General features: G+C 63.8%; 19 protein-coding genes and 2 tRNA genes. 5 read left to right on the top strand and 16 right to left on the bottom strand.

The window, feature by feature from the left end; all coding sequences use genetic code 11:
• Positions 1-50: 50 nt before the first annotated feature.
• The 12 genes from AC07UX_RS07700 to AC07UX_RS07645 form a co-directional block, all read right to left on the bottom strand.
• Complete coding sequence (locus tag AC07UX_RS07700; protein WP_495191328.1) at positions 51-1,826, bottom strand: DEAD/DEAH box helicase; 1,776 nt, start codon at positions 1,824-1,826, stop codon at positions 51-53.
• Between the two features lie 253 nt (positions 1,827-2,079).
• Entirely contained in the window at positions 2,080-2,778 is a 699-nt protein-coding gene (gene rplA / locus AC07UX_RS07695) for a 50S ribosomal protein L1 (protein WP_495191327.1), read from the bottom strand.
• 4 nt (positions 2,779-2,782) lie between these two features.
• Positions 2,783-3,214: a 50S ribosomal protein L11 gene (gene rplK / locus AC07UX_RS07690; protein WP_120250594.1), complete on the bottom strand. Its 432-nt coding sequence runs from the start codon at positions 3,212-3,214 to the stop codon at positions 2,783-2,785.
• Positions 3,215-3,548: 334 nt separating this feature from the next.
• Positions 3,549-4,085: a transcription termination/antitermination protein NusG gene (nusG, locus tag AC07UX_RS07685; protein ID WP_056687666.1), complete on the bottom strand. Its 537-nt coding sequence runs from the start codon at positions 4,083-4,085 to the stop codon at positions 3,549-3,551.
• Positions 4,086-4,157: 72 nt separating this feature from the next.
• Positions 4,158-4,361 (bottom strand): preprotein translocase subunit SecE, encoded by a 204-nt coding sequence (gene secE, locus AC07UX_RS07680; RefSeq protein WP_056687668.1) that lies wholly within the window; start codon positions 4,359-4,361, stop codon positions 4,158-4,160.
• A 171-nt stretch (positions 4,362-4,532) separates the two neighbouring features.
• A tRNA-Trp gene (locus AC07UX_RS07675) sits at positions 4,533-4,608 on the bottom strand.
• A 75-nt stretch (positions 4,609-4,683) separates the two neighbouring features.
• Positions 4,684-5,589 carry a YihY/virulence factor BrkB family protein gene (locus tag AC07UX_RS07670; protein WP_495191326.1) on the bottom strand — a complete coding sequence of 302 codons (906 nt, stop codon included), beginning with the start codon at positions 5,587-5,589 and terminating at the stop codon, positions 4,684-4,686.
• A 565-nt stretch (positions 5,590-6,154) separates the two neighbouring features.
• Entirely contained in the window at positions 6,155-7,378 is a 1,224-nt protein-coding gene (locus tag AC07UX_RS07665) for a dihydroorotase (protein WP_495191827.1), read from the bottom strand.
• Between the two features lie 104 nt (positions 7,379-7,482).
• A complete protein-coding gene (locus AC07UX_RS07660) occupies positions 7,483-8,478 on the bottom strand; it encodes an aspartate carbamoyltransferase catalytic subunit (RefSeq protein ID WP_495191325.1) in 996 nt (331 codons plus the stop codon).
• Positions 8,479-8,530: 52 nt separating this feature from the next.
• Positions 8,531-10,141, bottom strand: coding sequence for a phytoene desaturase family protein (locus AC07UX_RS07655; RefSeq protein WP_495191324.1), 1,611 nt, complete (start codon positions 10,139-10,141; stop codon positions 8,531-8,533).
• A 55-nt stretch (positions 10,142-10,196) separates the two neighbouring features.
• Positions 10,197-11,360: an aromatic ring-hydroxylating oxygenase subunit alpha gene (locus AC07UX_RS07650; protein WP_495191826.1), complete on the bottom strand. Its 1,164-nt coding sequence runs from the start codon at positions 11,358-11,360 to the stop codon at positions 10,197-10,199.
• 86 nt (positions 11,361-11,446) lie between these two features.
• Positions 11,447-12,427, bottom strand: a complete 981-nt coding sequence (locus tag AC07UX_RS07645) for a bile acid:sodium symporter family protein (protein ID WP_495191323.1) — start codon at positions 12,425-12,427, stop codon at positions 11,447-11,449.
• A gap of 102 nt (positions 12,428-12,529) precedes the next feature.
• On the opposite strand from AC07UX_RS07645, the gene AC07UX_RS07640 reads away from it, so the two are divergent.
• Positions 12,530-13,288, top strand: a complete 759-nt coding sequence (locus AC07UX_RS07640; protein ID WP_495191322.1) for an enoyl-CoA hydratase-related protein — start codon at positions 12,530-12,532, stop codon at positions 13,286-13,288.
• A 95-nt stretch (positions 13,289-13,383) separates the two neighbouring features.
• On the opposite strand, the gene AC07UX_RS07635 is transcribed toward AC07UX_RS07640, so the two are convergent.
• A complete protein-coding gene (locus AC07UX_RS07635) occupies positions 13,384-14,322 on the bottom strand; it encodes a DMT family transporter (protein WP_495191321.1) in 939 nt (312 codons plus the stop codon).
• A gap of 47 nt (positions 14,323-14,369) precedes the next feature.
• Here AC07UX_RS07635 and AC07UX_RS07630 point away from each other — a divergent pair, with 47 nt between their 5' ends.
• Positions 14,370-14,924: a helix-turn-helix domain-containing protein gene (locus AC07UX_RS07630; RefSeq protein ID WP_495191320.1), complete on the top strand. Its 555-nt coding sequence runs from the start codon at positions 14,370-14,372 to the stop codon at positions 14,922-14,924.
• Positions 14,925-14,943: 19 nt separating this feature from the next.
• Here AC07UX_RS07630 and AC07UX_RS07625 read toward each other — a convergent pair whose 3' ends face one another.
• The gene (locus AC07UX_RS07625; RefSeq protein WP_495191319.1) at positions 14,944-15,258 is read right to left on the bottom strand and encodes a hypothetical protein; all 315 of its coding nucleotides are present in this window, start codon (positions 15,256-15,258) and stop codon (positions 14,944-14,946) included.
• 73 nt (positions 15,259-15,331) lie between these two features.
• Positions 15,332-15,847 carry a MarR family winged helix-turn-helix transcriptional regulator gene (locus AC07UX_RS07620; protein WP_495191318.1) on the bottom strand — a complete coding sequence of 172 codons (516 nt, stop codon included), beginning with the start codon at positions 15,845-15,847 and terminating at the stop codon, positions 15,332-15,334.
• A gap of 122 nt (positions 15,848-15,969) precedes the next feature.
• Between AC07UX_RS07620 and AC07UX_RS07615 the strand changes: the two genes are divergently transcribed.
• Positions 15,970-16,044 (top strand) — tRNA-Gln (locus AC07UX_RS07615).
• A 447-nt stretch (positions 16,045-16,491) separates the two neighbouring features.
• Here the strand turns inward: AC07UX_RS07615 and AC07UX_RS07610 are convergent.
• Complete coding sequence (locus AC07UX_RS07610) at positions 16,492-17,604, bottom strand: ROK family protein (protein WP_495191317.1); 1,113 nt, start codon at positions 17,602-17,604, stop codon at positions 16,492-16,494.
• A 125-nt stretch (positions 17,605-17,729) separates the two neighbouring features.
• On the opposite strand from AC07UX_RS07610, the gene AC07UX_RS07605 reads away from it, so the two are divergent.
• Positions 17,730-20,222: a TonB-dependent receptor gene (locus AC07UX_RS07605; RefSeq protein ID WP_495191316.1), complete on the top strand. Its 2,493-nt coding sequence runs from the start codon at positions 17,730-17,732 to the stop codon at positions 20,220-20,222.
• Positions 20,222-21,400 (top strand): YdcF family protein, encoded by a 1,179-nt coding sequence (locus AC07UX_RS07600; RefSeq protein ID WP_495191315.1) that lies wholly within the window; start codon positions 20,222-20,224, stop codon positions 21,398-21,400. The genes AC07UX_RS07605 and AC07UX_RS07600 overlap by 1 nt, the downstream gene beginning before the upstream one ends.
• Positions 21,401-21,412 lie beyond the last annotated feature (12 nt).

Genomic DNA, 21,412 nt, shown 5'->3' with positions numbered 1-21,412 from the left:
AAAGGCCCCGTTCGGTCCTGCCGAACGGGGCCTTTGTCAAATCCGGCCGATCAACCGCGCGAGCGGGGCGGCCCCTTGCGCGGGCCACCGGCGCCGGCACCCTTGAACGGGCGCGCGCTGTGCGGACGTCCACCGCCCGGACCGCCACGCGGCGGGCCGCTGCGGTTGGGTCGCGCGTCGTTGGACGGGCGCAGCTGCTTGCGGTTCTCGCGCGCTTCCTCGCGCGGTGCGCCTTCGGTCGGCTCGAACCTGACGTCCGCACCCTCGTCATTGGCTTCACCGGTCCGCTTGACCGCCGCGATGAACTTCGACGCGATGGCGCGCGGAATTTCGAACATCGTCTCGTTGGTCGTGATGCGGATCGCACCGATGTCCCCGCGCGACACATGGCCACGGCGGCAGATCAGCGGCAATATCCAGCGCGGATCGGCATTCTGGCGACGGCCAATGTCCATGCGGAACCACTGGGTATCCTCAAAGCCCGGACGCGGCCCGTCACGGCGCGCAGGCGCCTCGCTGGCGTCCAGCAGCTCTTCGGGCGCCGGCATCGCCGCACGGGCGCTGCGCACCAGCATCGCGGCGATTTCCTTGGCGCTCTTGGCTTCCAGCAGTTCGTTGCCCAGTGCCCAGTCGGACTCTTCCAGTTCCATCGGCTCCAGCAGCCGCGCGCGCAGCCGTTCGGCATCCTGTGCGGCGATCTGCTCCTTGCTCGGCGCGGTCGTCCATTCGACCGGGATCTTGGCGCCCTTCAGCATGGATTCGACGCGGCGGCGGCGCGGATAGGGCACGATCAGCACGGCGGTGCCCTTCTTGCCCGCACGGCCGGTACGTCCCGAACGATGCTGCATCGTCTCGGCGTCGCGTGGCAGTTCCACATGGACCACCAGCGTCAGCGTGGGCAGGTCGATGCCGCGTGCGGCCACGTCCGTCGCCACGCACACCCGCGCCCGCTTGTCGCGCAGCGCCTGCAACGCATGGTTGCGCTCATTCTGGCTATGCTCGCCCGACAGCGCCACGGCGGCAAAGCCACGCTCGGTCAGGCTGGCGTGCAGGTGGCGCACATTGTCGCGCGTGGCGCAGAACAGGATCGCCGTTTCCGCCTCATGGAAACGCAGCAGGTTGACCACCGCATTTTCGATGTCTGCGGGCGCGACGGTCATCGCCTGATAGCTGATGTCGCCATGGCCGCGCTCGGCCGAGATGGTCGCGATTTGCAGCGCGTCCTTCTGGTAGCGACGCGCCAGCGCCACGATCGGCTTGGGCATGGTGGCCGAAAACAGCAGCGTACGACGGCCTTCGCCGGTCGCGTCGAGAATCCCTTCCAGATCCTCGCGGAAGCCCATGTCGAGCATCTCGTCGGCCTCGTCCAGCACGGCGGTCTTGAGCGCCGACAGGTCGAGCGCGCCGCGTTCCAGATGGTCGCGCAAACGGCCCGGCGTACCGACCACGATATGCGCGCCCTGCGACAAGGCGCGGCGTTCCTTGGCGGCGTCCATGCCGCCTACGCAGGTGGCAATGCGCGCGCGGGCGCCAGCATAGAGCCATTCCAGCTCGCGACTGACCTGCAATGCCAGTTCGCGCGTCGGCGCGATCACCAGCGCCAGCGGCCATGCGGGCGGGGGCAGGCGATCGGCGTCGCCCAGCAGTTCGCCGGCCATGGCCAGGCCGAAGGCGACGGTCTTGCCCGATCCGGTCTGCGCCGACACGATCAGGTCGCGGCCATGCGCTTCTTCCTGCGTCACTTCGGACTGAACGGGGGTCAGCGCTTCATAGCCCTTGGTCGTCAACGCCTGGGCAAGAAGGGGGTGGAGTGTTTCAAATGTCATGTTTTTGTTTTCTCGTCGGTTAAAAGCGACCCGCCTTCATCCGACGGAATCAACATAACCTTTCTCGCTGTCGCCGGTTCGCGATCAGCCGGTGCGTCAGGTCAGGTCGCACCCGTTCAGGTTGGTTGCCCAACCGCCATTGCCTGTTGCGGAATGGCAAAAGGGACGGGCTTTGCGCCGCATCCCCCAAACAAGAAAGCCTCCTTCCACATTCCGAGGAAGGAGGCTTGTCTCATAGTCTATAGCGCAAAAATCAGACCGAAGCGACTTCCGCCACATCGACCTTCACGCCCGGACCCATCGAGGAGGACAGGGCAATCTTGCGGACATACTTGCCCTTCGAACCCGACGGCTTCGCCTTGACGATCGCGTCGACGAAGGCGTCGAAATTCTTGCGCAGGTCTTCGGCCGAGAAGCTCGACTTGCCCAGGCCAGCATGGATGATGCCGGCCTTTTCGACGCGGAATTCGATCTGACCACCCTTGGCGGCTTTCACGGCTTCGGCGACGTTCGGCGTCACGGTGCCCAGCTTGGGGTTCGGCATCAGGCCCTTGGGGCCCAGAACCTTACCCAGGCGACCCACCAGACCCATCATGTCGGGGGTGGCGATGACGCGCTGGAAGTCGATGTTGCCGGCCTGGATCGATTCGAGCAGGTCTTCGGCACCCACGATGTCGGCACCGGCGTCGAGCGCCTGCTGGGCCTTGTCGTTGCGGGCGAACACGGCGACGCGAACGTCCTTGCCGGTGCCGGCGGGCAGGGTGACGACGCCACGGACCATCTGGTCGGCATGACGCGGATCGACGCCCAGGTTGATCGCGATTTCGACGGATTCGTCGAACTTGGCGGTCGCGTGGGTCTTGATCAGGCCCAGCGCTTCGTCAACGCCGTGCAGCTTTTCCTTGTCGACGGCGGCGGCCAGAACCTTGGCCTTCTTGGTGATCTTCGCCATTATATCAGCCCTCCACCACGTCGAGGCCCATCGCGCGAGCGGAGCCTTCGATGATCTTCGTTGCAGCGTCGATGTCGTTCGCGTTGAGGTCGACCATCTTGGCCTGGGCGATTTCGGCGAGCTGGGTGCGGGTGATCTTGCCGGCGACGACCTTGCCCGGTTCCTTGGAACCCGACTTCAGGTTGATCGCCTTCTTGATCAGGAAGGTTGCGGGCGGCTGCTTCGTGGTGAAGGTGAAGCTGCGGTCGGCATAGACGGTGATGATCGTGGGCAGCGGGGTGCCCTTGTCCATGCTGGCCGTCTGCGCGTTGAACGCCTTGCAGAATTCCATGATGTTCACGCCGCGCTGACCCAGCGCAGGGCCGATCGGCGGGGCGGGCTTTGCGTCTCCAGCGGGCACCTGGAGTTTGATATAGCCCGTAATCTTCTTGGCCATTGTCACTCACTCTATAGCTGGCGGATGTGCGAACACATCTGCCGGTTCAAGTTTAGCGGTCGAACGGTTGTCACGAAGACAACCTCCCGCATTTGGCTCCATCCACCCTGACGGGCGATATGGAAGCGCGGGCCTATAGCGATGTTCGCTCGGAAAGGAAAGGGGGTCTGCCCCATTCCGGAAAAATCCCAGCGCGGCCCGCAATCCTGTCGCGATAAGCCGCCGCTCCTCGCTGGGGAACAGCCTTGTCCGGGTTGTCATCTAGACGCCAAAAAGGGCCACCGATCCGAAGAAAAGGCGACCCTTTTTGAAAACCAGCCTTTGGGGCAGGCGCTTATTTCGACAGTTCGACCTGTTCGAAATCCAGTTCCACCGGCGTTGCGCGACCGAAGATCGACACCGACACCTTGACCCGGTTCTTTTCGAAATCCAGTTCCTCGACCACGCCGTTGAAGCTGGCGAACGGGCCGTCCAGCACCTTGACGCTGTCGCCGATTTCGTAATCGACGCTGACCTTGTGCTTGGGGGCGGCTTCGGCTTCCTTCTGGGCGCCGAAATAGCGGGCGGCGTCCGCCTCGCTGATCGCCTGCGGCTTGCCCATGGAACCCAGGAAGCCCGTCACCTTGGGCGTGTTCTTAACCAGGTGATAGATGTCGTCGTTCATCGCCAGCTTGGCCAGGACATAGCCGGGCATGAACTTGCGCTCGACCTGGACCTTCTTGCCGCGCTTGACCTCAGTGATGGTTTCGACAGGCACTTCGACCTGTTCGACCAGTTGCGACAGGCCCATGCGCTCGGCTTCGGACAGGATCGATTCCTTGACCTTGTTCTCGAAGCCCGAATAGGCGTGGATGATGTACCAGCGCGCCATGTTACCGTCTAAACTCCTGTTCAGAGCATTATGCTCAATGTCCCGACGCCCGCAAATCCAAGCCCTGGAGGCTTAACGACCCGCTGCCACGCCCAGCAACCACTGGACGATCGCGCCGAAGAAAGTGTCGATGCCAAAGAAGAACAGGCCCAGCAGCGTCGTCATGATGACGACCATCACGCCGGTCATCACCGTTTCGCGACCGGTCGGCCATACGATCTTCTTCGCTTCGGTCTGTACCTGGTTGACGAATTCGCCGGGGGATACCTTCGCCATCGTCTGCCTTTGCACGTCTTGAAACCAACACCAAATCGCGAAGCAACAGTCCGCCCTCCCGATCCCGCCTGCTTCGGCGTCCGGGGGTGCGGCCGCACGCTCCGCGACCTAATTCGCCAGCAAACCTAGCCGCGAACCCCTGTATTTTCAAGGTTTCGCGGCCAGTTCGCTTGGCAGGAGTGGAGGGACTCGAACCCACGGCATTCGGTTTTGGAGACCGACGCTCTACCAACTGAGCTACACTCCTGCACTGGCCGGGACCAGCGAAGGAGGGCGCTTTAGCGTGGCCGTGCGGGGAGGGCAAGCGCCATTATGCCGCTTTTTATATTGGGTCGGCCACTTGCGTGTCGGCGCTGGTCTGCCGCTCGGCCTCCGCATTGATCTGCGCGCCCAGCAACACGATATAGGCGGACACGAACAGCCACAGTTGCAGCACCACCACCGCGCCCAGCGACCCATATGTCTTGTTGTAATTGCCGAATGTGGAAACATAGAAGGATACGCCCAGCGTTGCGGCCAGCCAGAACAGGGTCGCGGCCACCGATCCCACCGTCAGCCATTGCCACTGCGCATGGCGCCGGTTCGGCCCGAACCGGTAGATGAGGCCGAAGATCGTGCTGGCCAGCAAGCCCGCGCACAGCCAGGTCGCCGCCTTGATCGCGAACAGCACGCCCGGCCCCCAATTGGTCAGGAAATCCTGCAACAGGCCGATGATCGTGGCTGTGAACACGCCCGCGACCACCACCAGCACCGCCGAAAAGGTGATCCCCATCGAGGTGCGGTAGAATTTCAGGATGTTGCGGCCTTCCTTCTGACCATAGACGATATTGAGCGCCTCCATGATCGCCGACGCCGCGCGGGTCGCGCCATAGACGGCGATCGCCAGCGCCAGCAGCAGCCCGAACCCGATCGCGGGCTTTCGCGTACTCACTACGCCCAGCAACTGGTCGTTGATGAGGGATGCGGCGTCCTGCGGCACGACGGAAATGATCGCCTGCATATGCCGCTGCACCATCGACGGATCGCCGAACAACCCATAGGTCAGCACCACGGCCGCCAGCAAAGGCGCGATCGACAGAAAGGCATAATAGGCCACGCCGGCCGCCAGCAACCCGACATGATTGGCCGACAGCGCGCCATGGACGCGCTTCAATATCTCCCACCATCCCCGCGCCGGTATCTTCCACGGCGCATCGACATGCACTTGGCTCGCGACGGTAGCGGTCATCACATTCCCCTGCTGTTCCCCAAGGCAAGCGCGCAAGGGGGGAGGGTAGTTCCCTGATGAGGTGGACGGGTGGTTGATCTGCCGAAATGGGTGGTTTCCTGCTATTCCCCTCCCGCAAGCGGGAGGGGCAGCGAGACTTGCGTGCGCAGCGCGTTAGTCGCAGCGGGGTGGGCTGTTGCGACGTCCAGCCCACCCCCTGGCCCCCTCCTGTAAACGGGAGGGGGAACATGTCCGCCTCTGGTCGCCACCAGCCATCCCGCCATCGCGCTTCCAAAGTAGGATTTTCTCTGATCTATCCTGCGGGATGAAAGCCTCGTCCTTCCACTGCATCAGCGATCGGTCCGTGCGCAAAGGCGCGATGCGGGCGCGTGGGTGGCGCGGTCCTGTGACCCTGATGGCGCGCGGTCGTGACCCATGTGGCGCGCCGGTGGCGCGTCGCGCGCGCGTGGCGAGCGCGTCGGGGACGCTTCCGGCGAAAAAGCCGTGCAACGGTGTGAACTTCGCCCTGTCGCCTCGTCACGGTCCCGGCCACGGCCCGCAATGCCGTTCGCCGGGGCAGCAGTCCCTACAGGAACACCCCACCCTTCATCACCCGCCGCGCGCGACCCTGCACCGGCACGCGGTCGAACGGGGTATTGTCCGCCGACGCCGCCATCTTCGCCCGGTCCACGATCCACGGCGCATCGGGATCGACGAAGATCAGGTCCGCCGCGCTGCCGCTCGCAAAGCTGCCCGCATCGACGCCCAATATCCGCGCCGGATTGGCGCTGAGCAGCGTCATCAGTCGGCCCATGCCGACATGCCCATCCCGCACCAGATTGAGCGAGAGCGCCAGCAGCGTCTCTGCCCCCGCCATGCCCGGCGACGCATCGGCGAAGGGCAGGCGCTTGTCTTCCGGCCCGCGCGGATCATGGCTGGATGTGATGACGTCCACCGTCCCATCCGCCACGGCGGCCAGGCTCGCCTGCCGATCGCGCTCGTCCCGCAATGGCGGGGACAGCCGCGCAAAGGTGCGGAAATCGGTTGCCGCCTGATCGTTCAGGAACAGATAGGCCGGGCTGATGCCGCAACTGACCTTCAGCCCCTCCGCCTTGGCCGCGCGGACTAGGTCGAAGCCCGCCTTTGTCGTCACCAGCCGGAAATGGATGGCCGCGCCCGTCTCGCGCACCAGCATGATGTCGCGCGCGATCGCCAATGCCTCGGCGCAGGCCGGCGCGTGCGGCAGGCCCAGCCGGGTCGCCGTCTCGCCGCTGGTTGCGACCGCCTTGGCGCTCAGCCCGCCATCTTCGGCATGGGCGATGACCGTCAGGCCCAGCCCGCTGGCGTAGGACAGCACGCGCAGCATCACGCCCGAATCGGCGATCCACTGGCGCCCGGTGCCGACCGCCTTCGCGCCCGCCATCTGCATCAGGCCCATCTCGGCCATCTCCTGCCCCAGCAGGCCGCGCGTCGCCGCCGCGATCGGATGGACCCAGAAATCAGGCTTGCCCGCCCGCGTCGCCTGCCGGATCAGGCCGACGTCGTCCAGCGGCGCGCGCTGGTCTGGCATCAGCGCCGCGCGCGTGATCCCGCCGTAAAGAAAGGCCGGCTTGTCGGTCGCAAACACGCCCAGATCAATCAGGCCCGGCGCCACGATCATCCCGCGCGCGTCGACGCTTTGCGCATCGTCCGGCACCGCGACATCGCCCGCCGCCAGGATCCGGTCTCCCTCGATCAACACGGTGCCGGGAACCGGCGCGTCGCCCCTGGGGTCGGCCAGCTTGCCGTTGACGATGGCGATCTTGCTCATGCCCAACCCGCTTTCCTTGTTGGTCGGGATGGTCAAGACCATCCCACTTTCCTTGTTGGTCGGGATGGTCAAGACCATCCCACTTTCCCTGCTGGTCGGGATGGTCAAGACCATCCCTCCACGCCGCGCGCGCTGCGCGTCAGCACGTCCAGGCATGCCATGCGCACCGCCACGCCCATGGCCACCTGCTCGGTGATCGCGGAGCGTTCCGGATGATCCGCCACCGAACTGCTGATTTCCACGCCCCGGTTCATCGGCCCCGGATGCATCACCAGCGCATCGGGCTTGGCTTGTCCCAGCCGCTCCGGCGTCAGCCCGTACAATGCATGATATTCACGCGGGGAGGGGATGAAGGCCCCATCCATCCGCTCATTCTGGAGCCGCAGCATCATCACGACGTCAGCGCCGTCCAGCCCCTCGTCCATGCGCGTGAACGGCGTTGCCCCCAGCATCTCGACGTCCGGCGGCAGCAAGGTCGGCGGCGCCACCGCGCGCACCTGCGCGCCCAGCGCGGCCAGGCACAGCATGTTCGACCGTGCCACCCGGCTATGCAGCACATCGCCGCAGATCGCGACGACCAGCCCCGCAAAACTGCCCTTGCGCCGGCGAATGGTCAATGCGTCCAGCAGCGCCTGCGTGGGATGCTGGTGCCAGCCATCGCCTGCGTTCAGCACCGGACAATCCACCTTGTCCGCGATCAGGCGCACCGCGCCCGAACTGGCATGGCGAATGACGATCACGTCGGCGGCCATGGCATTCAATGTCATCGCCGTGTCGATCAGCGTCTCGCCCTTCTTCACGCTCGATTGGCCGGCGTGCATGTTGACGACATCCGCCCCCAGCCGCTTGCCGGCAATCTCGAACGACAACAAAGTGCGCGTGCTGTTCTCGAAAAAGGCGTTGATCTGGGTCATACCCGCCAGCCGCCCGTCATGCTTGCGCGCCTGGCCCTTGTTGGTCGTGGCCCAATGCTCGGCTTCGTCCAGCAGGAAACGGATTTCCCAGGGCTTCAGGTCCGCGATGGACAGCAAATGCCTGTGCGGAAACAACGCCCGGCCGGTCAGCGCGGGTGTGGCGTCAGGTATGAAGATATCGGGCATGAACCGGGTCTTTAGGGGAGCAAGCCGGGGAGGGCAAGGCGTCCTGAAACGCTCAGGCCCGCCCGCGCCATTTCCCGAAGATCGCCCGGTCCTTCATCACTTCGCGCGCCGCATTATGGCCCGGCGCCCCGGTCACGCCGCCGCCCGGATGCGTGCCCGCGCCGCACATATAGAGGCCCTTCACCGGCCCGCGATAGGCGCCGTGGCCCAGCACCGGCCGCGCCGCCCACATCTGGTCCAGCGTCAGATTGCCGTGCATGATGTCGCCGCCGATCAGCCCGAACTTGCGCTCCAGGTCGAGCGGCGAATGGATCTGTCGCGCGATCACGCTCCTGGCAAATCCCGGCGCATGCGCGTCCACCGTCGCGATGATATGGTCCGCCGCTGCGTCCCGCTCGTCATCCCACGAACGCCCGTCCGGCAATTCCGGCGCGAATTGCTGGCAAAAGAGGCTGGCGACATGGCACCCCTCCGGCGCCAGGCTGTCGTCGATGGTCGACGGGATCAGCATTTCCACGATCGGCGCCTTCGACCAGCCGTCGCGCTTTGCGTCCAGAAACGCCCGGTCCATATAATCCAAAGTCGGCGCGATGATGATGCCCGACTGGTGATGCTCGCCCACACCGGGCAGGCAGGTGAAGTCGGCCAGGGCGGACAGCGCCACGTTCATGCGGAACGTACCCGACCCGGCCTTGAACGCCTTCACGCGCTTTACAAAATCGGTGGGCAGATCGGCCGGTGCCATCAACTGCTGATACAGCAATTTAGGCCCGACATTGGCGATCACCGCGCCGCCCATCACCTCTTCGCCGCTTTCCAGCCGCACGCCCGCAGCGCGCCCACCATCCACCAGAACGGATGCGACCGGCGCCTCCAGACTGATCTCCACGCCCATCGCGCTCACGACCTTGGCCATGATCTGCGTGATCGCGCCCATGCCGCCTACGCTGTGGCCCCATGCGCCCTTCCTGCCGTTCACTTCGCCGAACACATGATGCAACAGCACATAGGCGCTGCCCGGCGTATCGGGGCTGGCATAGTTACCGACCACCGCGTCGAAACCGAACGCCGCCTTCACCGCGTCGCTTTCGAACCAGCTGTCCAGGAAAGTGCGGGCCGATTTGGTGAACAGGTCCAGCACGTCGCGCTGCTGCTCCAGCCCCAGCCCCGCGACCCGTCGCCCCTGTTTCAGCGCTTCGACGACCATGGTCAGCCCGTCACCGACATTGGGCGGCGCTTTAAGCACCAGATCGCGCAATATATCGGCCACCACCTCCAGCGCGTCATAATAAGCCGGCAGCGCCTTGGCGTCATGCGCGCTGAACTTGGCAAACTCGGCCTGCGTCTTCTCCAGTCCGCCACCCAGCTTCAGATAGCCGCCATCGGGCTGCGGCAGGAAATTGCTGATCGGCCGCTCGATCACGCGATAGCCATGATCGGCCAGCTGCATGTCGCGGATGACCTTGGGATTGAGCAGGCTGACGGTATAGCTGGCGGTCGAATTGCGGAAACCGGGATGGAATTCCTCCGTCACCGCTGCGCCGCCCACGACATCGCGCCGCTCTAGAATGCGCACCTTATAGCCCGCTCGCGCCAGGTAAAAGGCGCAGACGAGGCCATTATGCCCGCCCCCGATGATGACCGCGTCGTAGGATTTGCTCATGTCACTGCTCCTACATCCGTTCGTTTCGAGCGAAGTCGAGAAACCCCAGCGCCGCTCATGCCTTGCTGCTCCACCCCATCCCCGGCGCGCGATGTAACCGCGCCTCCGGAATCAGCTCGCGCACCCGCCCGCAAAAATGCCGGAGCGCCACTTCCTGCTCGCTCAGGGGGCCGACGGTGAAGCTGGCCGACGCCATCCCCGCCTGCACCCGGCCGACCAGTTGCGTATCCTCGGCATTGACCTGCCGGTTGATCCGCCAGTTCAGATAGCGGGCCGCCTTCATCTCCCGCCGGTCGTCGGGCAGGGCATAGCTGATCTCCCGGATCAGCGTCTGCGTCGGCGACACCGGCAGCCACTGCATGAAGTCGACCTGATCGGGATAGATGTCGAAGGCGAAATTCGGCCATAGTTTGAAATAGGTCCACAGCCGCTGCCGCGCCGCCGGCAGATGCGGCACTGGCGGCAGGAAATGCTGATAGGCCCGCTCGGACAGATTGGCGGACGGGCGATCGACGATCGGCCCCCACATCTTGTCGGCATGGGCGCTGGCCTCCACGCCATAGCCGTCGCCCATCAGCCGCTTGAGGCCCGGATGCGCAACCGCGATATGCAGCCCGTCCGAATAATTGTCGCCGATATTCTTCCAGTTCACGGCCCGCGGCCGCAACGTCACCCGCCCCAGCGCCCGCACGTCCGGGAACCGATACGGCGCGACTTCCGCTTCATAGGGGGCCATCATCTGCGCCACCGAAGGCCCGCCATCGTCCACCAGTCGCACGAACAAAAAGCCTTGCCAGCGATCCACTTCGACGCGCGCCAGCCCATGATCGGCCAACGCGAACGCCGTGCCATAGCTGGCCTTCATCGGCACGCCCGACAGTCTGCCATCTTGCTGATAGGTCCAGCCATGATAGGGGCAGACCAGCTTCTTCGCGCAACCGCTGGTTTCATTGACGATCCGCGCCCCGCGATGACGACAGACATTGGTGAACGCGCGTACCGCGCCATCGTCGCCGCGGATCAGGATCACACTTTCGCCGATATAGTCGAGCGAGTGGAAATCGCCGGGCGCAGGGATGTCGCTCTCATGGCAGACAATCTGCCAGGACGGGCGAAAGATCCGCTCTACCTCGACCCCGAAAAATTCGGCGTCGCCATAGGTCCAGGCCGGCAGGCTCCATCCTGCATCGGGATCATTCCCGCCATATTCCCCTTGCATCACCGCCCACGCCCCCCGGCATCGTTATTTTTACGTGTGTATAACAAACTTTCTGAAAAGTCGATTCACCTGTCTCACTCGCTGTCTCAATCCGCGATCGGATCACTCTCTACTTGCGCGCCATACCGTCTTGCCAGCCAGGCGCAGACCATCAACTGGATTTGGTGGAACAGCATGATGGGCAGCAGGATCGGCCCGACGGCCGCCGCCGGGAACAGCACGCCCGCGATCGGCACGCCCGACGCCAAGCTCTTCTTAGACCCGCAAAATTGCAGCACGATCGCATCTTCCCGCGACAGGCCCAGCATCCGCCCCAGCGCCAGCGTGAACAGCAGGATGAGTACCAGCATCACGATGCACAGCCCCGCCAGCACCGCCAATTCTTCGCCAGACACCTTGGCCCACAACCCTTCGACCACGGCGGCGGAGAAGGCGGCATAGACGACCAGCAGAATGGACCCGCGATCGACCCGCCCGATCATCGCCTTGTGCCGCGCCACAAAGCCGCCGATCCACGGCCGCAGCAAATGCCCCACGACGAAGGGCAGCAACAGTTGCAGCACGATCCCTTCTGCCGAAGACAGTGACATCAGGCTACCGCTGCCGCTCCTCTGCATCAGCAAAGCGACCAGCACCGGCGTCAGGACAATGCCCAGCAGGTTGGAGAAGGAGGCGCTGACCACGGCGGCTGCGACATTGCCCCGCGCGATCGCGGTAAAGGCGATCGACGACTGCACCGTCGATGGCAGCAGCGTCAGGAACAGCAGCCCCGCCCGCATATCCTGCGGCACGAATCCGAATCGCCCGATCAACAATCCCAGCAGGGGGAAGGCGGCAAAGGTCGTTGCCAGAGTCGCCAGATGGAGTTTCCACGCCTTCGCCCCGTCCCAGATCGCCTCGCGCGACAATTTCGCACCATGCAGGAAAAAAAGCAGCACGATGCCGGCATCGGCAATCCAGTCCGCGATCCGCGCACCGTTGCCCCGCGCAGGCAGGATGGACGCTAGGGCCACGGTGGCGATCAGCAGCAGCAGGAACGGGTCGAGGGCTTGGCGCAGGCGCTTCATGCATGGCTCCGGTCGAACGCAGGATTGCGGCGGGGGGATAGACGCGGCGTTCGACCTGCGCCAACAATTTCCCCTTGGATGCATGCAAGGAGAGGCTGGCCCATGAGCGAGCATATCGCGATTACGGAAAAGCAGGGCGTCGTGGAAATCATGATCGACCGCGCCGACAAGAAGAACGCGCTGACCGCGCCCATGTATCGTGCCATGACGACAGCTTTGATGGACGCTTCCGCACGTTCCGATATCGGCGCGGTGCTGATCGCCGGGCAGGGGGATGCCTTTTGCGCGGGCAATGACCTGAAAGACTTCATGGCCGGGCCGGAAGGCGGGGCCGCCGCCTTCGACTTCATTCGGGCCATCGCCGCCTTCGACAAGCCTTTGGTCGCTGCGGTACAGGGGCTGGCGGTTGGCGTCGGCACGACTATGTTGTTCCACTGCGACCTCGTCTATGCCGCGCCCGACGCCCGTTTCGTCATGCCCTTCGTCAATCTGGGGATCGTGCCGGAGGCTGGCTCCAGCCTGCTCGCGCCCGCCGTGTTGGGTCATGCCAAGGCGGCTGCGATGCTGCTATTGGGCGAACCGCTGGAGGCTGACGCGGCCGACCGCGCCGGCCTCGTCACCGCGATCGTGCCGGGTAACGGCCTGCACGCCCATGCGCGTGCCAAGGCGGCGGCGCTGATGGGCAAGCCGCCCCAGGCCTTGCTGGCCACCCGCCGCCTGATGAAGGGGGACCCCGCCATCCTCATCGCCCGGATCGAGGAGGAAGCGCGCCTGTTCCGCCAATCCCTGACGTCGCCCGAAGCGCAGGAAGCCTTCGCCGCTTTCTTCGAAAAGCGCGCGCCGGTCTTTAGGCGCGGCTAAGCATAACTGCCGTTCGGTTTCGAATATAGTCGAGCAATGGGCAGGGTAGAAGGAATTGGTCGAAGAAAAGCCTGTCCTACAGGCATGCGCTTGCGTTACGCCGATGCCGGTTCTTTCCCAGCGTCGGCTTCCTCACATTTTTTCTTCCGCCCGAACTGCATTTCGCTCACGATCACGGCCGCGACGATCAATATGCCGCCCATCAGCGCCGTGGGCGGCAACCGCTCGCCCGCAATGCGGCCGATGATCCCGGCCCATACCGGCTCGCCAGCATAGATCAGCGTGGCGCGCGTCGGCGAAACGGTCCGCTGTGCCCAGTTCATCACGAACTGGATCAACGCCGTCATCGCGCCAAGCCCGCAGGCGCTCAGGCCCACGGTCCAACTGAGCGGCGGCACCTGCTCGCCCATCGCACCCATGCAGGCGAATGACAGCAGGGACGTCGCTGCCAACTGCACCAAAGTCACCCGCGCGACATTCACCTTGCCCGCCCACAGGCTGATGAAGATGATTTCCAGTGCGATCGCCACCGTGCTGATCAGGGTCAGCGCCTCGCCCTTGCCCAGCGCCAGCCCATCCTTGGGCGCTGCCACCAGCATCAACCCGACAAAGGCCAGCGCCACGCCGATCCAGCTGGTCAGGCGCGGCCGCCTGCGCAGGATGATCCACTGCATGATCGGCACCAGCGGCACATAGGCGGCGGTGATGAAGGCGGACGTGCTGCTGCCGATCGTCTGCAATCCCCAGGTCTGGAGCGAATAGCCGACGAATATGCCCAGCCCGATCGTCAGGCCGGCCAGCAACTCCTTGCCCGTCAGCCCGCGCAGCACTGGCAATGCCAACGGCAGGGCGATCAGCGCCGCCGTGCCAAAGCGCAGCCCCACGAAAAAGAAAGGCCCCGTTTCCTGCATTGCACGATGGACGATCAGGAAAGTCCCGCCCCAAAGGACGGTCACGCCGATTAGCGCCAATTCGGGACGGCCGATCATTAGGCGCGGATGGTTGGGCTTGCCGGAATCGTCATTGTGCAACATAATGCACATGCCCTATGAGTAATATATTGCACAGTCAAGACAGGCCGATGGACCGCCGCCCCGATGTCCTCGCGCATGTCGCCGGCAATGTCCGGGCGCTTCGTGCCGAACGCGGCCTTAGTCAGGATGGGTTGGCGACGGCAGCGGACGTCAGCCGCCGCATGATCTCCGGCATCGAAAGCGGGGAGGCGAATGTCAGCCTTTCGACGCTCGACCGGTTGGCGGCAGCACTGGGCGTCAGCTTTTCGCGCCTCGTGCGCCCACCCGAAATGCCGGACAATAGTCGGATCGACAGCCTGGCATGGCGCGGCCACAGTTCCGACAGCCGTGCCACCCTGCTCGGCACCGTCCCCGCCGCGCGAGAGGCGGAACTATGGACATGGTCGCTAGGGGCAGGGGAGGTCTATCCGGCCGAAGCCGATGCTGCCAACTGGCATGAAATGCTCTACGTGGTCGATGGCATATTGACCGTCGAACAGGAAGGGATTGCGCCCCGGCGGGTGGAAAGGGGCGACTTCCTGATCTTCACCAGCGATCGCCCCTATCTCTTCGCCAACCGCAATACCGAACCGGTCCGCTTCGTCAGGAATGTGGTGTTTTAACCAAAGGAAAAAGGCAGCCTTATTCCTTCTTCAGGTCGTTCCCGGCCTTTTCCAGCGACGTGCCGACATCATGCTTTGCCTCGGCAGCCTCGCGCTTGGCATCGGCGGCGGCATTGTCGCTCGCCGCGCCGATCCGCTCGGCCCCATTGTCGATGGCGTGGCCTGCATGATCCAGCCCGTTATCGATCTTGGCGCCTGCATCATCGACCGCGTTGCTCACGTCATTGCCGATCGCCGACCCGGCATTTTCCAGATTGGTCTGCGCCTTTTCCGAGCAGGCGGACAGGCCGGAGACGGTCAGCACCGCGACCGCGGCGAGTAGGGATGTGCGCATGGTGGCTCCTCTTGCCATTGAATATAGCCTCTCTAAGCGCAGGAGGCGGCAGAAGGTTTCGCAGCCGTGTCGTTTATCCGCCGCGCAGGCCGAAGACCATCGACCGATCGCCCTCGGGAATCAGGCCCTCCAGCACGCGCCAGAAACCGGTGACCGATCCTTGGCCAGCCTGCGCATAGGCGGTCGCCATCTTCTCGCGCAGGGCGCGGAAAAGCTCTGCTTCCAGCGCCTTGCCTGCCGGGCTGAGCCGCAACAGTTTCTGCCTGCGATCGCTGGCGCCGGTGCGAGTCTCGATATAGCCGCGCTCGACCAGATCGTTCAGCACGCGCCCTAGCGATTGTTTGGTGATGGCCAACAGGCGCAGCAGATCCTTGACCGTCAGGTCCGGCTGGCGGGAAATAAAATAGAGCGCCCGGTGATGCGCCCGGCCCAGCCCCTGCGCCGCCAGCCCCTCGTCGATCGACCGGGTCAGCGCGGAATAGCCGAAATAGAGCATTTCGATTCCCCGCCGTATCTCGTCCTCGCGCAGGAAGAGCGGCGATGCCGGAGAAATGGGGGCGGGGGACGCGGGGGAACTGGAAACCGACATGAAGGGCTGTGATCCGGGAAAAGAGCGACGTCCATATTGGCGTCATCAAACTATCATGACTAGGGCTTTCCTTTCGCCGATGACACGTTATATGGCGATCCGCGCCGAGATGATCGGCCTGCTGGGGCGTCGCCAAGCGGTAAGGCAGCGGCTTTTGATGCCGCCATGCGCAGGTTCGAATCCTGCCGCCCCAGCCAGTTTTCTCCCAAATGACCGCAAAACCCCGATTCTCGGATGCGCCGTAACCATGGTGGGGCACTTGCTACAAAACCCATCTACAAAGTTGGGGCTTTGAGCGAACGGGGGGGCGAACACTATCAGCGGCAGTGCGCTTCTCAACGGCAATGCCCATTTTTAGCGTGCCGTTGTCAGGTTTGGCCGACGGTTCGCTCCTGAACAGCGAAATCCGATTGTCGATCCTCTGGCTGGGGACGTCCTTTGCTTGTTTCAACAAAGGGGCTTATTGTGCCTTTCGCCGTAGAAACGCCATCAGCGCGCTCGCTACATTCTGCGCGTTGGCCCCAGGTTCATCATCGGGGCAGTTCGCCAGCGGTCCAGAAGGACGGCACGCCGCAGAAGCCAAAGGCCTTGTATCTTGCCAGGTCCGACAGCGCCTGGCGGTCCGCGATCAAGCCTTCCCCTGCTCACACATCTGCGGATAAAGCATGAATGGGCAACAGCGCAGCACCAAAAGTGATCGGCGAACCATGCAGGCGCGATATCTGTATGGGCGGCCGCCGCTGATGGACGGTCGTTACCAGTTCGGAATCATGCAGGCGGCTGGCCAGCGCTTGGAGAATGTCGGGTGGCAAGGTGCCGGCCAGGACAATTGCCCCCGGATCAAGCCATGCAAACGCCGTGTTGCAGATCGCTTCCAGTTGCGAGGAGGCGCGGTCCAGCCAGCTTTCGATCGTGCCGATTTGGTCCGGGGCGCTGAAGTCGATGTCGGTAACCGATGACAGGTCGCACCCGGCGCTACGCAGCATCGCCAGCAGATCCAGGGGGCTGGGGCGTGGCAGATGCCCAGGGAACAGGCAGCCGATCTCGCCTGCCACTCCATATTGACCGCGCACGAGCCGGCCATCGACAATGACGCCTGCGCCGATGCCAAAGCCCAAGAGCAGCACAACGATAGTGCCGAAATCCCGCAGCAGGCCTCCCAGATAATATTCGGCGATCGCCGCAGCATTGGCATCATTTTCGATCCAGAGCGGCCAGCCCATTTCGGCGGATAAAATATCGCGCAGCGGTGCGTCGCGCCAATTGGGTAAGACGTCAACGACGCTCCAACGATCGCCGGTCGGCGATAATGATGGTCCTGGCACCGCAACGCCCAGACCCAACATGCGACGTCCCAGCAGGCCGTGCCGGTCCACCAGTTCATGCGTCATGCGCCGCACCTTGCGCGCAAAGCCCTGGGGATCGATGGGTTCGACGGCTTCATGGTGGACGGCGATGGTCGTGCCGGTGAAATCGACCAGGGCGATGTCGATGAAGCCCTTGTGCGCAGTTGCGCCGACCGCATAACCGCCATGGCCCGCAAGGCGCAGCGGTATGGCCGGGCGCCCACGGCCCCGTGCCTCCGCATCAGGCACCTCCTCCACCAGATTAAGGGCGATCAGGTCGCGCGACAGGCGGGTGAGCGCTGTACCGCTGATTCCCAATGCGGATGCGAGTGCGGACCGCGACAACGGGCCGGACTTGCGCAACATCTGGATAATGCGCTGCTGGTCCTTGTCCAGGGTGGGAAACTGCATGTCGATCCGGCTGTCCCGTAAAATGCGAGGACCGGTTATGGCGATTTATTTATTTTCACAACAATAATTAAAAATGTCACATCGTACGCCCAGAGGCGCCCCGACCAATTCAGAGGGGACGCATCATGTTCAAGACTTTACTGGCCTGCGGCACGGCGCTTGCCGCGCTTTGCACCATCGGGTCGCCAGCCCTAGCCCAGACCGCCGACACCGCACCGGCGGAGCAAGCGGCTGCCGATACCGGCAATGGCCCCGACGACATCATCGTTACCGGGTCCACCCGTGCCCAGCGCCGCTTCGATGTGTCCTATGCGATCAACACCATCTCGGCCGAGGATGTGGAGAAGATCGCGCCTGTCAATTTCGCCGACCTGATCGGCCAGTTGCCCGGCTTCCAGACCGAAATCACAGGCGGCGAAGTGCAGAATATCTATCGCATTCGCGGCCTGCCGAACGACGGCGGTTTCGTCAGCTTCCAGCAGGACGGCCTGCCGCTGTTCCATGAGAATGACGGCGTCTTCTTCCGCGGCGACGCGATCCTGAAGCAGGATCTGATGACCGACCATGTGGAGGTCGTGCGCGGCGGCCCGGCGCCGGTCTATGCCAGCTATTCAGGCGCGATCATCAACGCGATCACCGTCACCGGCAGCGACACGCCGCGCGGCAAGGCGCAGGTCACGCTGGGCGACACCGGCCTTTATCGCCTCGACGCCTATCAGGCTGGCCCGCTGGGCAACGACACCTATTATGCTATCGGCGGCTTCATCCGCTATCATGACGGCTATCGCGACAATGGCTTCGCCAATGACAAGGGCGGGCAGCTCCGCGCCAATATCAAGCATGATTTCGACAATGGCTCGATCAAGCTGAACCTCAACTATGTGAACGACCACAACGTCTTCTACCTGCCGATCCCGATAGCCGACCCGCGCGATCCCAGCCTCTCGCTCGACAAATATATCGACTATTTCGATGGCACCATGAACTCGCCGTCGCTGCGCAACGTGAACCTCCAATATCGCGACGGCACTGGCCAGATCCAGAGCCGCACCGGCGACCTGTCGGATGGCCGCCATATGCAGATGATCAATTTCGGTGCTCAATATGATGGCGATTTCGACGGCTGGCTTGTCTCGGCCAAGGCCGGCTATACCCAGGGCAAGCTCGATTTCAGTGCCTTCTACTCGACCACCAACCCGGCCGACGGCAATGCCTTTGCCGCCGGCTATCTGGCCCGCGCCACCGCGGCTTTCGGCGCGGTCGATCATTTCGGCTACACGCTGGCGGGAACCAATACCGTCTATGATCCCTATTCGGCGTCCGGTCTGGTGATGCAGGGTCAGTATCGCGACATCCACTCGAAATTCTATTCGGCTCAGGCCAACCTGTCCGTCGCCAAGAAGTTCGAGACCGGTTTCGGCAGCCACGACCTCAAACTGGGCCTCTATGGAAGCTTCTATGGCGAGGACAGCCGCACCTTGTATCAGAACTACCTGATCGAGGTGGCGGGCAAGCCGCGCACGCTGGACCTGGTCGCCTATAATGCCGCCGGCGCGGAAATCGGCCGCGTCACGGACAACGGCGTGCTCAACTATGCCGCGACCCTCAACCAGGGCGATAGCGACGCCAAGATGGTCGCCGTCTTCGCCAACGACACCTGGGAAATCGTGCCGGGTTTGCGCATCGATGCCGGCATCCGCCATGAACGCTACAGCTACAAGGGCTGGGCGGCGCTGACCGGTGCGGCCAATCTGGGCGACACGACCACCCTGGCGGATGACAGCACCCGCGCCTTTACCGGCGTGATCCTCAATCAGAAACTCAAGCCCAATGTCACCAACTGGACGGTCGGCGCCAATTACGACTTTTCCAGCCATGTTGGCATCTATGGCCGCGCCTCGCACCTGGAAACGCCGCCCAACATCCAGACCGTGATGAGCATCAATCCGACCATCATCACGACAAAGGCCGACCAGTTCGAAGCCGGGCTGAAGCTCGCCTCTGGCCGCTCCTATCTCTATGTCACGGGCTTCTACACGAATTTCGACCCGTTGAACGCCAGCTTCCTGGCCTATGATCCGACCACGGGCCGCAACGACGTCAACATCCCCTTCATCGGCGAGGCACAGGTCAAGGGCGTGGAATTCGACGGCAAGCTGGCGTTGAGCAACTGGTTCTCGCTCAATGGCGCGCTCACCATCAGCGATCCCAAATACAAGAATTTCGAAAGCTCGACCGGTGCCGATCCGGAACAGGCCGAAGGCAACCAGATTGTCCGCCAGCCCAAGATCTACGGCAATATCCGACCCAGCTTCGATTTTCAGACGGGCGACACCGATGTGTCGGTCTATGGTCGCTACACCTATATGGGCAAGCGTTATGTCGACCTCTACAACAACACCGCGTTGCCGGCCTACGGCACGATCGGTGCCGGCATCACGGTTCGGCACGGAAGTTGGCAGGCGCAGGTCGTGGGCGACAATCTGTTCAACGCTCATGGATTGACCGAAGGCAATACCCGCACCGACTCGCTGAGCGGCCAGGGCAGCGCCGAGGCGATCTATGGCCGGCCGATCTTCGGTCGCAACTTCCGCCTCGTCGTCAGCAAGTCCTGGTGATGGCTCGCCGCCTCGGCCGCATGGCGGCCTCGTTTATGACGACGGCGGCGGTGGCGATCACGCCCGTCCCGGCTCTTGCCGGGGCGGCGCGCGACGCCGCGGCGGGGGCGCTCTCGCAGCGTCTTTTTCCCCTGCTCGATGCCCTTGGGCAGGATCCCGTCGCACTTGCGGCCTTCCGCGCCCGGCCAGATATGGATACGCTGCTCCATAGGCGCGAAGATCGACGCACGGCCTGCGCGGGCGATGTCGATTGCGTCGCGCAGGCCAATGTCTGGACCCCGACCGAGATCGAATTGATGGCCCAAGCTGCGCTATCGCTGCGCGGCGTCCCGGTGGCGGACGACGGCGCCGGTGCGCAGATCCGGCGTGAAGTCGAAGGCATTAACGCCACCTTGCGCAGCTACGCGCTGGGACAGGTGCCGGCCTACCCGGATATTGACGGTGCCGGCACGATCGACGTGCGCGAGCGACAGGCCCGTCTGCGCGCCGCTGCCTGGATCGCGCAGACACCGCGTAAAGGCTCCGCCCAGGCGCTGGATTCCAGCATCGAATATGTGCTGGCTCTGCTCGACGTCAGCGATCGCACGGACGCGATCGGTTTCGAGCCGCTGACCGGCGGCCTCAACGCGCCCGCCATGGCACGTGCAAAGGGTGTCGACTGGAAACGCTATCGCTACAGCGCCCTGATCGTCACCGGGGTTGGGCCGGAAGTCGATGGCATGCAGATGAGTCCGTTTGGCAAATATCATCTGCGCCTTGCCGCCAATCGGTTCGCTGATGGCGACGCGCCCTTCATCATCCTGACCGGTGGCCGTGCCCATCCGCGCGCGACCCGCTTTGCCGAGGCGGAGCAGATGCGTCAGGCGCTGATTGATCGCTATGGCGTGCCGGCCGATGCGATCATCATCGAACCCTATGCCCGGCACACCACCACCAATTTGCGCAACGCCAGCCGCTTGCTGATGGCGATGGCCGCGCCGCTGGACAAGGACGCGCTGATCGTCTGCAATCCGGGGCAGAGTGCGATGATCGAAAATCCGCTGTTCGGGCAACGCAACGACAAGGAACTGGGCTATCAGCCCGGCACCATCGGTGCGCGCCTGACCCCAACAGAATTGCTGTTCCGCCCGTCGCGCCTGTCCGCACGGGTCGATCCGCGCGATCCGCTCGATCCCTGAAGGGAGGCATGA

The sequence above is a fragment of the Sphingobium sp. GW821-FHT02B05 genome (genome assembly GCF_059421905.1).
This window is presented reverse-complemented; position numbering and strand designations above follow the sequence as displayed.